14 protein-coding genes are annotated in these 16,173 nt (G+C 63.6%); 6 read left to right on the forward strand and 8 right to left on the reverse strand.

From position 1 onward, the window contains the following. The first annotated feature begins 7 nt into the window (after positions 1-7). The 5 genes from sucC to IEW00_RS06270 all read left to right on the forward strand — a co-directional run bounded on the left by sucC (position 8) and on the right by IEW00_RS06270 (position 6,191). Positions 8-1,207, forward strand: coding sequence for an ADP-forming succinate--CoA ligase subunit beta (sucC, locus tag IEW00_RS06250; protein ID WP_188513511.1), 1,200 nt, complete (start codon positions 8-10; stop codon positions 1,205-1,207). A gap of 268 nt (positions 1,208-1,475) precedes the next feature. Further along, positions 1,476-2,225: an electron transfer flavoprotein subunit beta/FixA family protein gene (locus IEW00_RS06255; protein WP_188513512.1), complete on the forward strand. Its 750-nt coding sequence runs from the start codon at positions 1,476-1,478 to the stop codon at positions 2,223-2,225. Then, a complete protein-coding gene (locus IEW00_RS06260) occupies positions 2,222-3,151 on the forward strand; it encodes an electron transfer flavoprotein subunit alpha/FixB family protein (protein ID WP_188513513.1) in 930 nt (309 codons plus the stop codon). Before IEW00_RS06255 ends, IEW00_RS06260 begins: the two co-directional genes overlap by 4 nt. Before the next feature lie 157 nt (positions 3,152-3,308). After that, positions 3,309-5,027 (forward strand): hypothetical protein, encoded by a 1,719-nt coding sequence (locus tag IEW00_RS06265; protein ID WP_188513514.1) that lies wholly within the window; start codon positions 3,309-3,311, stop codon positions 5,025-5,027. A gap of 153 nt (positions 5,028-5,180) precedes the next feature. Continuing rightward, positions 5,181-6,191 carry a cupin-like domain-containing protein gene (locus tag IEW00_RS06270; RefSeq protein WP_188513515.1) on the forward strand — a complete coding sequence of 337 codons (1,011 nt, stop codon included), beginning with the start codon at positions 5,181-5,183 and terminating at the stop codon, positions 6,189-6,191. 173 nt (positions 6,192-6,364) lie between these two features. Here IEW00_RS06270 and purH read toward each other — a convergent pair whose 3' ends face one another. From purH to htpX, 5 genes are all read right to left on the reverse strand, one after another. Next, entirely contained in the window at positions 6,365-7,954 is a 1,590-nt protein-coding gene (gene purH / locus IEW00_RS06275; RefSeq protein WP_188513516.1) for a bifunctional phosphoribosylaminoimidazolecarboxamide formyltransferase/IMP cyclohydrolase, read from the reverse strand. Between the two features lie 5 nt (positions 7,955-7,959). Then, complete coding sequence (locus tag IEW00_RS06280) at positions 7,960-9,732, reverse strand: heparinase II/III family protein (protein ID WP_229736854.1); 1,773 nt, start codon at positions 9,730-9,732, stop codon at positions 7,960-7,962. Positions 9,733-9,806: 74 nt separating this feature from the next. Beyond that, positions 9,807-10,469: a ribulose-phosphate 3-epimerase gene (gene rpe, locus IEW00_RS06285; RefSeq protein WP_188513518.1), complete on the reverse strand. Its 663-nt coding sequence runs from the start codon at positions 10,467-10,469 to the stop codon at positions 9,807-9,809. A 95-nt stretch (positions 10,470-10,564) separates the two neighbouring features. Next, on the reverse strand, positions 10,565-11,854 hold the full coding sequence (locus tag IEW00_RS06290) for an RsmB/NOP family class I SAM-dependent RNA methyltransferase (protein ID WP_188513519.1): 1,290 nt from the start codon (positions 11,852-11,854) through the stop codon (positions 10,565-10,567). A 215-nt stretch (positions 11,855-12,069) separates the two neighbouring features. Beyond that, the gene (htpX, locus tag IEW00_RS06295) at positions 12,070-12,951 is read right to left on the reverse strand and encodes a zinc metalloprotease HtpX (protein ID WP_188513520.1); all 882 of its coding nucleotides are present in this window, start codon (positions 12,949-12,951) and stop codon (positions 12,070-12,072) included. Positions 12,952-13,106: 155 nt separating this feature from the next. On the opposite strand from htpX, the gene IEW00_RS06300 reads away from it, so the two are divergent. Beyond that, positions 13,107-13,286, forward strand: coding sequence for a DUF1674 domain-containing protein (locus tag IEW00_RS06300; RefSeq protein ID WP_188513521.1), 180 nt, complete (start codon positions 13,107-13,109; stop codon positions 13,284-13,286). Positions 13,287-13,339: 53 nt separating this feature from the next. Here the strand turns inward: IEW00_RS06300 and IEW00_RS06305 are convergent, their stop codons facing one another. The 3 genes from IEW00_RS06305 to IEW00_RS06315 form a co-directional block, all read right to left on the reverse strand. Then, the gene (locus IEW00_RS06305; RefSeq protein WP_188513522.1) at positions 13,340-14,815 is read right to left on the reverse strand and encodes a PH domain-containing protein; all 1,476 of its coding nucleotides are present in this window, start codon (positions 14,813-14,815) and stop codon (positions 13,340-13,342) included. Positions 14,816-14,847: 32 nt separating this feature from the next. Further along, positions 14,848-15,375 (reverse strand): PH domain-containing protein, encoded by a 528-nt coding sequence (locus tag IEW00_RS06310; protein WP_188513523.1) that lies wholly within the window; start codon positions 15,373-15,375, stop codon positions 14,848-14,850. A gap of 113 nt (positions 15,376-15,488) precedes the next feature. Beyond that, positions 15,489-16,082: a hypothetical protein gene (locus tag IEW00_RS06315; RefSeq protein ID WP_188513524.1), complete on the reverse strand. Its 594-nt coding sequence runs from the start codon at positions 16,080-16,082 to the stop codon at positions 15,489-15,491. Positions 16,083-16,173 lie beyond the last annotated feature (91 nt).

Here is a 16,173-nt window from a genome sequence, read left to right on the forward strand (position 1 = left end):
ATCCTTCATGAACATCCACGAATATCAGGCGAAAGAACTGCTCGCGAAATACGGCATCGGTATTCCCACGGGACACGCCGCGCAGACCGTCGAAGAGGCGGTAGCCGGCGCTGAAAAGCTGCCCGGACCGCTTTATGTCGTCAAGGCGCAGATCCACGCCGGCGGACGCGGCAAGGGCAAGTTCACCGAACTGGGCGCCGATGCCAAGGGTGGTGTCCGCCTCGCCAAGTCGATCGACGATGTCCGCAAGGATGCCGGCGAAATGCTGGGCAATACGCTTGTCACCATCCAGACCGGCGATGCCGGCAAGCAGGTCAACCGCCTGTACGTCACCGATGGCGTCGATATCGAAGCCGAATATTATCTCTCGATGCTGGTCGATCGCAAATCGGGCCGCGTCGCGATGATCGTTTCGACCGAAGGCGGCATGGACATCGAAACCGTCGCGCACGACACCCCTGAGCGCATTACCACGATCACCATCGATCCAGCGCAGGGCTTCCAGCCGCACCACGGCCGCGCCGTGGCATTCGCACTCAAGCTCACAGGCGATCTCAACAAGCAGGCCGCCAAGCTGGCCAGCCAGCTCTACACCGCGTTCATGGACCTCGATTGCGCAATGCTCGAGATCAACCCGCTGGTTGAAACAAAAGACGGCAAGCTGCTGGTGCTCGACACCAAGATGAGCTTCGATTCGAACGCGCTCTATCGTCACCCCGATGTCGAAAAGCTGCGTGACGAGACCGAAGAAGACCCGATGGAGGTCGAAGCCTCCAAGTATGACCTCGCCTATATCAAGCTCGATGGCGACATCGGCTGCATGGTCAACGGCGCGGGCCTTGCCATGGCGACGATGGACATCATCAAGCTGAACGGCATGTTCCCTGCCAACTTCCTCGATGTCGGCGGCGGCGCGAGCAAGGAAAAGGTAACCGCAGCGTTCAAGATCATCCTGTCCGATCCTGCGGTGAAGGGCATTCTGGTCAACATCTTTGGTGGCATCATGAAGTGCGACATCATCGCCGAGGGTATCGTCGCGGCCGCCAAGGAAGTGAACCTTTCGGTGCCTCTGGTCGTACGCCTTGAGGGTACCAATGTCGCAGAAGGCAAGGCGATCCTCGCCAATTCGGGCCTGCCGATCGTCAGCGCCGACAATCTGGGCGATGCGGCTGAAAAGATCGTTGCGCAGGTCAAGCAGGCGGCTTGAGGTTACCAAAACCCTCTCCCTTGACGGGAGAGGGTTGCGAAGACTTGGCGCTGCAAGCGCCTAGTCGAAGCTGGGAGAGGGTGAGGCGACGGCAGTGTTGTGTTGCAACCGCAGGCCCTCTCCAATTCCGACTAGGCAGCAACGCTGCCAGGTCTCCATATCCTCTCCCGTAAAGGGAGAGGAGGGGAGCAGCGCCAGTGGCTGCACCACTTGACGTTTACGTGAACGGAAACTAAATTCGTCTCACGATCATTAGGAAGGAAGCGCCATGAAGATCCTTGTGCCCGTGAAACGGGTTATCGATTACAACGTGAAGCCGCGCGTCAAGGCGGATGGGTCGGGTGTCGACCTCGCCAACGTCAAGATGAGCATGAACCCGTTCGACGAAATCGCCGTCGAAGAGGCACTGCGCATCAAGGAAGCGGGCAACGCCGAAGAGGTTATCGCCGTCTCTGTGGGACCTGCCAAGGCCGCAGAAACGCTGCGCACCGCGCTCGCCATGGGCGCAGACCGTGCGATCCTGATTGAAACCGACGAAACCGTCGAGCCGCTGGCGGTTGCCAAGCTGCTCGCCAAGGTGGCGGCTGAGGAGAACCCCGGGTTGATCCTGCTGGGCAAGCAGGCGATCGACGATGACAGCAACCAGACCGGCCAGATGCTCGCAGCCCTGCTCGGCTGGGGCCAGGCGACGTTCGCCAACACGGTCACCGTCGAAGCCGGCAGCATCACCGTTGCGCGCGATGTCGATGGCGGCCTGCAGACGGTCAAGCTCAATACGCCAGCGATCGTCACCACCGATCTTCGCCTCAACGAGCCGCGTTATGCTTCGCTGCCCAACATCATGAAGGCCAAGAAGAAGCCGCTCGATACCAAGACTCCGGGCGATTACGGTGTGGACATCACCCCGCGCCTGACCACGCTCAAGGTTGCTGAGCCGCCGGTGCGCAGTGCCGGGATCAAGGTTGCCGATGTCGACGCGCTCGTCGAAAAGCTCAAGGTATTGGGAGTAGGTGCATGAAGACGCTCGTTTGGGTTGAACATGACAATGCCGTCATGAAGGATGCAACGCTGGCTGTGGTCACCGCCGCCAGCAAGCTGGGTGAAGTGCACGCGCTGGTTGCGGGCAAGGGTTGCTCTGCGGTGGCCGATCAGGTCGCCAAGGTTGCCGGTGTCAGCACCGTGCATCTGGCCGACGATGCCGCGCTTGAAAACGCGCTGGCCGAAAACGTCGCGCCTTTGGTGGCCGATCTGATGGGCCATCACGATGCGTTCCTGGCGCCTGCCACCACCACCGGCAAGAACATCGCGCCGCGCGTTGCTGCTCTGCTCGACGTGATGCAGATCTCGGACATCCTCTCGGTCGAAGGTCCCAAGACCTTCACCCGTCCGATCTATGCCGGCAACGCGATCGCCACGGTCGAATCGTCGGACGCCAAGCTCGTGATCACCGTGCGCGGCACCGCGTTCGAAAAGGCCGCGACCGAAGGCGGTTCGGGCACTGTCGAAGCCATCGGCGGCGCATCCGAATCGGGTCTGTCGACCTTCATCAGCGCCGAGATTGCCAAGAGCGAGCGCCCTGAGCTGACCAGCGCCAAGATCATTGTATCGGGCGGCCGTGCACTGGGATCGGGCGAGAAGTTCGAGGAACTTATCACGCCCTTGGCCGACAAGCTGGGCGCCGGCATCGGCGCTTCGCGCGCCGCGGTCGATGCAGGCTATGTCCCCAACGACTATCAGGTCGGTCAGACCGGCAAGATCGTCGCGCCCGAAGTGTACGTCGCGGTCGGCATTTCCGGCGCGATCCAGCACCTTGCAGGCATGAAGGACTCAAAGACCATCGTCGCCATCAACAAGGACGAGGATGCACCAATCTTCCAGGTCGCAGACCTGGGTCTGGTCGCGGATCTGTTCACCGCTGTGCCGGAGTTGACCGGCAAGCTTTGATCGCAGTCTAAACCAACATACCGAAAAAGGCGGCGCTTCGGGGCCGCCTTTTTTGCGTCTGGCGCGTTAATGGTTCTACACGCTTGTTAATTGGGTGGCCAGGACAGTATCCCGGCAACGCCTCGCCACATCGGCCGTGTGAAACTGGAACGCTGGAATGCTGCGAATAATGCAATGGGCGCTCAAGCGCGGCGTGCAGCTGTTCGTGCTGTTTATGGTGATCGTGGCGATCCTGGCTCTGGCGCAGGACCTTCCAGGCCGGATCGCCGATTGGCAACGCGAAGCTGCCGCAGTCCAGTCTACCTCGGATGCGCTGACCGGGTCACAGGCAGATTTTGCCAGCAAGGCGGCGAGCGCTGCTGGTTCTGCCGATGCCGAAATCGAGGAGCTGCGCAATGCGACAGCGAATGAGCTGGACGCGGTCGAGGCCGATATTTCAAGGCGGCGACGCGAAGCCGATGCGCGGGTCCTGACGTCATCCGAGCTCGCCCTGGCGGCGGCACGGGGTTCGTCTGATGCCATTATCACCAGCTTCCGTGCGCAATATGTCGATATCCCCCTGCTCAAGCGCTCTGCCGCATTGATCGAATTGCGTCGGCAAAACCTGGCGAAGATCGCCAACGACCGCATTCAGCGCGACTCGCTGGCGCTGGCCGTTGCCGCTTACGAGCGCGATCGCAGAGCGTTCAACCAGCGCGTCCGTGAGCGCAACGCATGGCAGGAGGCGGCCAAGGCACAGCGACGCAACCCGCTGTGCAACAGTGTCGCTGTCCCGCTGGTCTGTGCACGGGTGCTGCAGATCAGGCAGCGGGACCGCGAACTGACTGCAGAGCGCAAGGCGTTGGAAGCGAGCGCGGCCATGATTGCCGGTCGGAATGCTGCGATGCGCGCGCTGACTCTCCAACGCGAAACTGTCGAGGGCAGCGCAGACATCGTCCGCGAGGCGAACCTTGCGCTGACGCAAATGGTTGCAACTCTGTCGGCTGAGGCCGCATCCCGGCCGCCCAACATGGTGCGCTCGGCGCTGCGGCAGCACGGATTGCAGGCAGCGATGCTGGTGCTGCTTGCGGTACTGCTGCCGGTCCTGTTCGCGTTGTTCCGCTATTTCGTGCTGGCAAGGGCGGTCGATCGCACCACCGCATTGCGCTTGCGCGCGCCAGGGGAAGGGTCGGTCGGCAGTCCGTCGCAGACCTCGCTCCAGATCCCGATCGACCGCGGGACCGAACTGCTGTTACGATCAGGCGCGCAGGAACGTGCGGTGCAGGCGCGCGCCGATGATGTACTGGTGCTCGACTGGGCGATCCCGTTCACGTGCGTCGCGGCGGGTCTGGTCAATCTGCAGCGCTTCACAAGTGCCGAGCCCGACCATGTCACCGTCTCGGCAGCCGATGGCGATCACCATCATGAAATCGCCTTGGTGGCCGTCCCTGCTGGCGGGGCACTCGTGCTCAAGCCACGCGCGCTACTCGGCGTGTTGAAGGCACGCGGCGACCGGCTGAGCATTCAACGCAACTGGAGGATATTATCGCTGGTCTCGTGGATGACGATGCAGTTTCGCTATCTCACATTCGAAGGCCCCTGCACGCTGATCGTGCAGGGAAACCGCGGCGTCCATGTCACCCAGGCGAGCGATGGCAGGGCGATCAGCGGGCAGCTGGTGCTCGGCTTCGATGCCGGTCTTGCGTATCGCGCGGTGCGGTCAGCATCGTTCCGCCCGTATTTCCTGGGTCGCGCCCGGCTGTTCGACGATCGGTTCGAGGGGGCGGGAAGCTATATCCACCAGTCCCGGCCCGAAGCCGCCGCCGGAGGGCGCGGGCTGCTCGGGCGTGGGCTCAAGGGCGCAGGCGACGCGGTGCTGAATGCGTTTGGTGTCTAACGTGTTGTTGGGGATCGCGGGCCTTGGGTCGAAATGCATATCCAGCAGCAACACCCATTCATTGCGATTTTCACCTTCTGGCACGCTCCAAAGCAGAGACACAGTTTCAAAGACCCTTTTAAACTGTCATCATTCCCGCTTAGGCTGGCGCTGATGGCGACAGTGCAACCTTCGATGGCGACCCGGCCTGACAAGCGCAAGCTGATGGCGCAAGTGCTGCTTGATGGCGGTACGGTGCACGATCTGCATGCACGGTTGGTCGCAGAGGGTGTCTCCGATGCGACGGCGCGGTATGAGATCGATCGGGCGGAAAAGGACCCCATGTTCATTGCGGCGCGGCGGTTGGCCAACCGCGTTGCCAAGCGCGACTGGACGCTCGATATCTATCGCAAGCTGGATGCGGCGCGCTGCCCGGTGGTGCCGGTGATCGACGCCATCGCGCCTGACCAGTTTTTTGAGGAGTTCTATACTGCCAATCGTCCGGTCAAGCTTACCGGGCTGGTCGATCACTGGTCAGCGATCAAGCGCTGGACGCTCGCCTATTTTGCCCAGGCGCTGGGTGATGCGCAGATTGAACTGCAGGGCCAGCGTAACGCCGCGGCCGATTTCGAAATCGCCAAAGACCGTCACCGGCGACAAGTTCCGTTTCGCGATGTGCTGGACCTGCTCGCCAACGGGGCAGAGGGCAATGATTTCTACATCACTGCCTATAACGACACGCTGAACAAGCAGTCACTGGCACCGCTTTGGGATGATCTGGGTGGCGTCTCGCTGCTGACTCCGAGCGGCGGGCGCGACGGGTTTTTGTGGCTGGGGCCCAAGGGCACTGTGACCCCGTTCCATCACGATCTCACCAACAATCTCCTGGTGCAGGTACTTGGCCGCAAGCGGGTGAAGTTGGTACCTGCCTATGAAGTGGCGCGGATGCGCAACAGCCTGCATTGCTTCAGCGACTGGACTGGCGACGATCTGCCTGCTGGCCCTTCCGATGAGCGGCGCCCCTTGGTTATGGAATGCGAGATTGGTCCGGGCGAGGCGCTGTTTCTGCCGATCGGTTGGTGGCACCACGTGGTCGGGCTCGACATGACCTGCAGCATGTCGTTCACTAATTTCAGTGCACCCAATGATTATTACTCAGATTATCTCAAAGATTCAGTCTTTTGAAATTGCTGGCGGAAAAGCGCTGACGGCGTTGACTGCAATGCAGGTTGTCGCATTGGGCGCCATGTCCGGGATCGGCACGCTGCACGTCCCGCAGGGACGAAGGCATCGGGCGGGTCTGAAGGTAGTAAAACAAACCACCCCTGCGCCCAAAGGAGCGCAGGGGGATGGGTTGCTCAATGCCGGAAGTGGCGCATTCCGGTGAAGACCATGGCGAGGTCTGCCTCGTCCGCAGCCGCGATGACCTCATCGTCGCGCATCGAGCCGCCGGGTTGGATCACTGCAGTGGCGCCTGCCTCTACCGCTGCAAGCAGGCCGTCGGCGAAGGGGAAGAAGGCATCGGAGGCGACCGATGATCCCTTGGTGCGCGGTTCACCCCAGCCATAGGTTTGCGCGGCCTCGATCGCCTTGGCAGCGGCGATGCGCGCCGAATCGCGGCGGTTCATCTGGCCTGCGCCAATGCCGACGGTAGCATTATCCTTGGCGTAGACGATCGCGTTCGACTTGACGTGCTTGGCGACGGTCCACGCGAACAGGCAGTCGGTGAGCTCCTGTTCCGATGGCGCACGCTTGGTGACGACCTTGAGGTCATCGCGCGTGATCCGGCCATTGTCGCGAGACTGCAGCAAGGCGCCGCCTGCGATCGTGCGCAAGCCGATACCGCCGCGTGCCGGATCGGGCAGGTCACCGGTCAGGATCAGCCGCAGGTTCTTCTTCTTGGCGAACACCGCTTTTGCCGCATCATCGGCATCAGGCGCGCAGACGACTTCGGTGAAGATATCGCTGATCGCTTCGGCGGTCGGGCCATCGAGCGGACGGTTGACCGCGATGATCCCGCCGAAGGCCGAGACGCTGTCGCACTGCAGCGCGGCCTTGTAGGCGCTGACCAGATCGTCGCCGCTGGCCACGCCGCACGGGTTGGCGTGCTTGACGATGACCACGGTGGGCGGGCCATCACGAAATTCGGCGACCAGCTCGAGCGCCGCATCGGCGTCGTTCAGGTTGTTGTAGCTCAGCTCCTTGCCCTGCACCTGGCGATGATCGGCAAGCGATCCGCTCGGCGCGAACGCGGGCAGATACAAAGCCGCATTCTGGTGCGGGTTCTCGCCATAACGCAGCGCTTGGCCCTTGCGGAAAGGCACCGAGAGCTTCTCGGGGAACATCTCGCCCTGGTCGGCAAAGGCAAACCAGCTGGCGATCATCGCGTCGTACTCTGCCGTCGCGGCATAGGCCTTGGCGGCAAGCTTGCGGCGGAAGGCGAGGGTGGTGGCGCCGCTGCTGGCGTCCATCTCGGCGGTGAGCGTCGCGTAGTCGGCAGGGTCGGTGACGATGGTGACGAACGCGTGGTTCTTCGCCGCCGAACGCACCATGCTGGGACCGCCGATGTCGATGTTCTCGATGATCTCGTCGCGGTCTGCGCCCTTGGCGACGGTCGCGGCGAAGGGATAGAGGTTGACCACCACCAAATCAATCGCGCCGATGCCGTGCGCTTCCATTGCGGCGACATGGCTTTCGTTATCGCGAACCGCGAGCAGCCCGCCATGGACCATCGGGTGCAATGTCTTGACCCGGCCGTCCATCATCTCGGGAAAATCGGTGATCTCGGAGATGTCGCGCACGGCAAGCCCCGCATCGCGCAGTGCCTTCGCGGTGCCGCCTGTTGAGACCAGCTCGACGCCATGTGCGGCAAGCTTTGCCCCGAGTTCAGCCAGACCGCTTTTGTCGGAGACGGAAAGCAGCGCGCGTTTGATCGCAATGTCGGTCAAGTTCGTTATCCCATATGCTTAAGGAGCCAGCCGTAATTGCCACCGCCGCTCGACGCGGAGCCGGTGAGCACGATCTGCTGGCTGGGCTGGATTTGCCCGCGGTCATCGACCCACAGGCTTTCTTCAAGGGTTACGGCAGCGGCCGCCGAGCGGAACTGCCACAGCGACCCATCGGCAACGCGCAGGAACACGCCTGTGCCATCGCTTGCCAGATGAGCCTCGACATCGATCCCGAGGTGGAAGCGGATGGCAAACGGCACGTCACCCGTCTTGCTGCGACCAAAGCCGCGCTTCGCGACGGGGAGCAGCACGTCTTCACCACGCAGTTCGCGCCCGTCGCTGCGCAGCACCAGCAGCCGACGGTGGAGCAGGGCATAGCGCTTGGCATAGCCGTCGTGCGTCATGTCGAGCCGGACCGCATCGTCGGTGTCGCGGCGGTCGAGATCGACCAGGCCGACGCCTTTGCCGAGCTGGCCCTTGGGCAGCACCGCAGTGCTGTTGGTGTCATCAAGGCACAGCGTCGAGTGCGCTGCGGTGGCGCGCAGCCCGCGGCTCAATGACGCGGGGATATCGGGCGCAAGGACGCCCGCGCCGCCACAATTGACGATGATCCGGTGCGGACCGTGGCTCATCTCGAACGCCAGCGTCGATGCGCAGCCGGTGACCGCGTGGCGCGCCATCGGCGGGGTGCCGGCATCGACCAGCACAACGGTGCGTCCAGCAGGGATCCGCTGGAAGCCCCAGTGCCGTGCCTGGCGCAGCGGGCGCGAGCGCACGCCGCTGGCGCGGATCAGCGTGGTCATATCATCAGCAGAGATCGCGGCCGAGCCCTGCCAGCTGGCTAGCGAGCCATCATGGTGGGTCAGCCCCTGCAGCGCGGGCACCGCGCGGCCCAATGCCAGCTCGACGATCGGCGAGAGCAATTCGCCGCGTGCGGCATAGACCGACTTGAGCATCGCCAGCACCCGGATCGCTTCGATCTGCGCCAGCGGTGACCGCGACAGCGCGCCGCCATCTTCGCCCATGAAGGTTTCGATCGCGCGCTTGAGCCCGGCCTCGCCGAAGATGCGGCGCGGCTCGCCATCGGGCAGCAACAGCGCTGCGGCAACGACGCCCGCCCAGGCCGTCAGCCTGGCGAGGCCTTCGGGGGCCTTGTCGGCGACATGGTCGAGGTGGCGTGCAGTGCTGGCAAAGTTGCGCAGCACGCGCGAGCGATACACCAGATCGCTGCTCGACAGGATCAGCGGAGCGTGCGCGGCGCAGTTGAGGATCCGGCGTGCGGCGATATCGGCGCGCCAGGCGGGGTCGGACACGGTCTCAAGATGTGCGTCGAGCCATTGATCGACCAGGGCCTCGGCGACTGGAACACAGGTCTCGCGTGGGGCAGCGACAGCCAGATCGCGCAGCCATGCAAAGCTGTGAATGTAATCGATCGCCTCGTCGGGCGCCTTGAGGCTCGCATAATCGAGCTTGTCGGTGGCGATGCGTGCGCCTGCGATCTGGAAATGGCCGGCGCGGATCGCCTTGCCGCGTTTGGCATCGCCGGTGAATGGATCATCGGGTGAGGCCAGCAGCCGCAATGGTGAGCGGCCCTTGAGCCTCAGCTTGTGCAACGGGGTGCGCCAGGTCAGCCGGTAGAAATAATGCACCACGCTTTCGGTGAGCGAGAGGCCGCGGTCATTTTCGACTCGGATCAGCTGCTTGCGCTCGCTCAGCGCGTCGGCCTCGCTGGCGTGGATCAGGTCGGGGCGGGCTTCGACCAGGTCGGGTCCGATCATCGGCAGGAGCCTTTCGGCTTCGCTGGCCTGGGAAGCGAGGGCGCCTGTCCGGCGGCTATCGGACAGGGCATCGGTCATTGGCCTTTGAGCGTCCGGATGTTGGCAGCGTATTGATCAGGCCCGCCCTTGAACGTCGCCGTTCCTGCAACCAGCACATTGGCCCCGGCAGCGATCGCCTGGGGCGCGGTGACGGTGTCGATCCCGCCGTCCACCTCCAGATCGATGTGCCGCCCGGTCTTGGCGATCATCTTGGCGATCGCCTCGATCTTGCGCAGCTGGCTGGAGATGAAGCTCTGTCCGCCAAAGCCGGGATTGACGCTCATCACCAGCACCAGATCGACATCATCGATCAGGTAATCGAGCATTTTGGCCGGGGTTGCGGGGTTGAGCACCACGCCTGCCTTCTTGCCCAGCGACTTGATCAACTGGACGGTGCGGTGGATATGCGGCCCCGCCTCGGGGTGGACGGTAATGATGTCCGCGCCGGCATCGGCAAACGCCTGGATATATTGATCCACTGGCGAAATCATCAGATGGACGTCGAAGGGCTTGGTGGTGTGCGGGCGCAGTGCCTTTACCACCGCCGGGCCGATCGTGATGTTGGGGACGAAGTGCCCGTCCATGACATCGATGTGAATCCAGTCGGCGCCGGCAGCGTCGATCGCGCGGACTTCCTCACCCAGACGCGCGAAATCGGCGGACAGGATCGACGGGGCTATCAGTGGGGGATGAGACATATCCTATGCCGCTTAACCCTCAACATCTGGTGGAGCAAGGTTTGTGCGCAGGCTTTTCCACATGATTTGGCCCATCGCCGGACATCGACCCGAAATTATCCTTTGCAGCGTAGCCGCGCCATGAAAAATCCGTCGAGACCGCCCGCATCGACAAGCATCCCCGGCAGGGTGCGTACCCGGCCCTGCGCGTCGGGGGTGACACCTTCGGGCAGCTCATCGGCGCGAACCGGATCGATCTCGAACCGGCTGTCGGCGGCGAGGAACTGATCGACCACGGCCTCGCCCTCTTCGGGCTCGAGCGAGCACACCGCGTAGACCAGAAGCCCGCCGGGCTTCACCCAATTGGACGCACACTCGAGCAATACCGCCTGTTGCTCGGCGCGCTCCTCGATATGGCGCGGCGCGATCCGGTAGAGCACATCGGGGTGGCGGCGGAAGATTCCGGTGGCGCTGCACGGTGCATCGAGCAGCACCGCATCGGCCAGCGCATCAGGGCGCCATTCGAGCAGGTTGGCGGTGACGGTCTGCGCCTCCAATCCGGTGCGCTTGAGGTTCTGGCGCAGGCGGCGCAGGCGTTTTTCCGAGTTGTCGAGCGCGGTGACGTTCCACCCGGAAGCCGCGAGCTGCATCGTCTTGCCGCCGGGCGCGGCGCACAGATCGAGCACATGGGCGCCGCGACTCGGGCCGAGCAACCGCGCGGGCAGGCTCGCCGAGATGTCCTGCACCCACCAGCCGCCTTCTTCGAAGCCGGGGATCAGTTCGACCGCACCGCCGCGGGGAAGGCGGACATGGCCTGGCATCAGGCTGATGCCGCCGAGTTCTGCCGCCAGCGGATCGGTCGCGGCGGCATCGGCGAGCGCGAGATCGAGCGGCGGCGGCGTGCCGAGCGCGGCAGCTGCGGCCTCGACCATCGCGTCGCCCCATGCCGCCCGCCAGCGGTGCGCAGTCGCTGGCGGAAGCTCGGGCGCGGGCAGGGTGACGCCCGCGCGCATCAGGCTGCCGAACACGCCATGCGCCAGCTTGCGCGGGCCGCCCTGCAGCAGCGGCAGCGCGGTCGCGATGGTCGCATGCGGCGGGGTTTCGAGCACCAAAGTCTGCGCGAGCATGATCCGCAGCACCATCCGCGCCTTGGCATCGTCTGCCAGCGGCAGCCGGGTCATGCTGTCGATCATCAGGTCAAGCCCGGGCAGATGCCGCAGGACCTCGCCAGCAATTGCCATCGCCAACGCCCGGTCCGAGCGTTCGTCAATGCCCTGGCAGGCGGCATGCTGCGCGACATCGAGCGACTCGCCGCGCCGCATCACGGCGTCGAGCATGCGCAAGGCGGCCTGGCGGGCGGGAAGGCCGGGGGTGGGGGCGGAAGGCGAGGGCGTCTGTGTGGTCATCGCAGCGCGTTAGGCGCAAATTGCTGCGGGGTTAAGTGCAATAAATCCTCCCCCAGCTTGCTGGGGGAGGGGGACCACCCGCGCAGCGGGTGGTGGAGGGGCAGCGGGATCGTGAACCCGTTAAACCGGTGTGACATCCCGCTTCCCCTCCACCACCGACCTTTGGTCGGCGGTCCCCCTCCCCGAGACAAGCTAAGGGAGGATTTTAACGACGTTTACCCACGCCCCAGCGGATCGAGTGCGCTGCCCCGGCGTTGGGGAACCGCCGCAGCCGCTGAGCCCATGTTGCGGGCCATCGCTTCGAGCGCGGCGATGCGGTCGCCGGTGTCGGGGTGGGTCGAGAACAGCGCCTTGACGCCCGATGGCACGATGTAGAGCTGCGCCGCAGCCGGATTTCGTTCGACCACCGGATTGGGGATCCGCTGCGCCTGTGAGGAAATCCGCGCGAGTGCCGAAGCGAGCGCCATCGGCTTGCCGCAGATCTCTGCGCCGCCCCGATCGGCACCGAATTCGCGGGTCCGGCTGATCGCCATTTGCACGATCATCGCCGCAAATGGCGCAACGATCACCGCGAGGATCGAGGCCCAGGGGTTGCGATTGTCATCGCGGAAGAACAGCCCGAAATTGGCGAGCATAGAGATGGCACCCGCGATCGTCGCGACCATGGTCATGATCAGCGTGTCGCGGTTCTTCACGTGCGCAAGCTCGTGCGCCATCACGCCTTCGATCTCGTCGCGGCTGAGCATGCCGAGCAGCCCGGTGGTGGCGGCAACGGCGGCGTTCTCAGGATTGCGGCCCGTGGCAAAGGCATTGGGGGCGGGCTGATCGATCACATAGACGCGCGGCATCGGCATTCCGCCGCGCTGCGCCAGCCGGGCGACCAGATTGTAGAAATCAGGATGGCTCTGCGCGCTGACCTCGACCGCGTTGTGCATCTTGAGCACGATCTTGTCGGCGTTCCAGAAGGTGAACAGGTTCATGCCGCCCGCAAACAGCAGCGCGATCACCGCGCCGCGTGGCCCACCCAGCGTAAAGCCGAGCGCCATGAACAGCGCGGTGAGCGCTGCCAGCAACATGGTTGTCTTCATACCGTTCATGACCGTTCTCGTGTTTCCTTGTGCGTTGTTAAGGGCCCGTGGCTTCACATTATCGTGACCGGTCCCATATTCTCATATGTAAGATGTAAGCACGCCCCGCCGGCTTTCAATCCGGCCTGCGCCAAGCCCCCGCCGCCCGAAGAGGACCCGACCCAATGCCCGAAACCCCCCGCGCGACGCGCCGTCCCGATCACGTCAAGCCGCCCGCACACTGGGCCAATTCCACCCCCGTGCCGGCTCCGCAGCCGATCACCGATGACCAGGCCGAAGAGGCCGCGCGTGGTCCGACCCGGTTTGGCGACTGGGAGCTCAAGGGTATCGCAATCGATTTTTGAGACCATCCCCGTCAGCTCTCGTGGCAGCGTGTGGTGGTGGTTTAGCCTGTTGATCAGATGGTCCTCAGCAGTCGCGTTCGCAGCGCGATTGCGTCATCAAGCGGAATGGCGTGGACCGTGACCGGCGATGAACGCCCCGCGACCCCGATCGAAATATCGGCCAGCCCGATGAAACGGCTCACAACGCTCTGCCGGATATCGACACTCTGCACCCGCCGCAGCGGCAGCAAGGTCAGCCGCTGTGCCCAGCATCCATCGCGAACATAGAGCTGGTGGCCCTCAAGCGCATAGCGATGCGCGCGCCAGTGGAGCCAACTGATTATCGGGACCAGCACCAGCAGGGCATAGAGCAATACCAGCCAGCCATTGGCAAGCGCGGCCGAAACGCCGATGCCGATGATCGGCACCGGGAGCGCAAACACCAGCGGTACCCACCACATCGCCGGATCGACACTGCGCATCGCTTGATAGTCGGTGTCCCAGCGGATCCCCGTTTCGCCCAAGATGGCGCGAACTTCGTCAGAGTGGGCTAGCGGGGCGATGCTGTGATCGCTCTCCTGGTCGCTGTCGCTGGCCAGGCTCTGGACCTTGAGCCCGAACCAGCCCAGCCGCCGCCGCACCGGCCCCGTGGCGATCACCGCTGCCTGAATCCGGTGGAGCGGCATCACGACATCGGTCAGCGTGACCAGCCCGCGCCGCCTGCGGAAGCCGGTTTCGGTGCGATCGAGCCGGAATCCGTATTCGCGCAGCACGGTGCGGATGATCCCGCCGACCAGCCCGATCACCACGAGCGCAAACAGGGCTGCGAACACAGAAAACACCCGCGCGGCCAGATCCAGAGCCTCGAACAGCTCATCCAGCCCCAGCATATCGAGCAGTCGCCGCGGGCTCCAGATATCGCCCGGCAGCAGGAAATCGAGATTGTTTATCAACGCGCCGACGATCGCGAAGAACACCAACGAGAAATTGAACACCCCTGCGGTCAGGACGCGGCGGGTATCCATCGTAAAGATCGGCGTGGTTTCAGTAGTATATGCGTCTGAAGCATCTTCGGTTGAAGAACTGACCGTCCCGGCCTGTACTGCCTTGCGCAACCGAATGACATCACGCAGTCGCTCCGCTTCGGCGAGATCGACCGAATCGAGCACGCCTTCGTCGCCGCTGCCGCTGCTGCCGGTTTCCAGCCGAACCCGCGCCATTCCGAGCATCCGCGCGAGCGGCCCGCGTTCGAGGTTCACATCCTGGATGCGTTCATACGGGATCGAACGAACGTTGCGGTTGAGAATGCCGCTGGCGATGCGCAGTTCCTCTGCGTCCAACCGATAGGAAAACCGCCACCATTTCCAAACGCCCGTCCCGAACATCGCCACGATCGCGACGAATGCAATCACGATGACCCAGGCGCGCAACTCTTCCGGCCCGCTCAACCGCAGCGCGATGAGGGCAATCAAAGCCTGCGGCAGCTGCCGCGACAGGTTGAGCAATAGGGTCAGCGGGTGCAACCGCTGTTCGGTCCCCACCTCGGTCATCTCCGCGGGTGCCAAAGCAGTCAGCGGTTCGCTCATTCGGCCTCGCGGCGGATGTGCAGCCGCATCGCATCGCGCATCGCTTCGGCATCGTTGCGGGTCAGGCCGGGCAGGGTAACAATCGAATTGTGCGTGCCGGCGGTGTGCACCGTCAGGCTGGCGAGGCCGAACATCCGCTCCACCGGACCCTGTGCGACATCGATGTGCTGGATCCGCTTGAACGGCACGATGGTATCGGTGCGAACCAACCAACCGCGTGCAACGCGGAGCTGCTCGTCGGCACCATTATACCCCCACCGCCGCCATTTGCGGTGGGGCAGAAAGACGAAGATGAAAGCGCCCAGCGCAAGCGCCGGTGCCAGCACGAGGCCTTGCGGTGCTCCGATGTTGTCCATCAACACGAACTCCAGCACGCTCGCACCGATCAGCATGGGAACCAGCGTCATCGCCGTCATGATCCGGATGACGTGACGGTAAGCGGGTTCGATCGGATGCAGACCGGTATCGAGCATCGACGATGGCAAGTCCGGCTGACCCAAGATTTGCGCCGATGATGACGACATGCTCGCACGTACTCCCGAGAAACTGCGCGCGTGCAAATTGCCGCGCTCAGCTGCCTATATGCGCGAGGTGTATTAGCCGTGCAAGTCGGTTGATGCCGGTTCGGCTTATGCGATTACTCCGGGGAGGGGGCTTCGGGGTCTGGCCTGCGTTCGGGCTCAAGTCCGTCGGCCTGCGCCCGCATCGCAGCGGCTGCCGCTTCGCGCTCCGCCTTGCGTTGATCGAGCTCGGCCGAAACTTCCTGATCACGCGCTTCGACAGCAGCGGCATCGGCATCGATATTCGACAACCGCCGCTCGCGCTCTTCCTCGATCAGCCGCCCGGCAACGGCGGCCTCTCCGGTCTGCTTTTCGGCACGGGCGTTTTGAACCAATGATTGTGTGCATCCGGTGAAGCCACCCGCGCCAACCGGCGAGCAGCTGTCGGTGCCGAAATTGCCAACCGTTTCCATCGAGCGGACGCGTTCGGTCCACGAGGTGTTGGCGATCGCATTGGGATCGCTACGCAGTTTTTCGGGGATGCGAAAACGCTCTTGCTCGTCCATTCGCATGCAAACAACGATTTCATTGGGGTCGTTCGAAGGCTCGCAGGCCTCGTTACCATAGACGATCTTCTGCACGACCTTGTCACCCGCAGCGTTCTGGGCGGAGGCGGGCGCGGCGAAGGCCGTTCCAACGAGCAGCAGGGCTGCCAAGGTGCCGGTCTTCATCGTCAGTCTCCTCAAGATCATGTCAGCGCAGTCCCGCGCATATCAGCTGCGGTATGAACGGCGTGTGACGCCGCAGCCTGATGGGATATGT

The organism is Blastomonas aquatica, from assembly GCF_014639875.1.
GTDB classification, from domain to species: Bacteria; Pseudomonadota; Alphaproteobacteria; order Sphingomonadales; family Sphingomonadaceae; genus Blastomonas; species Blastomonas aquatica.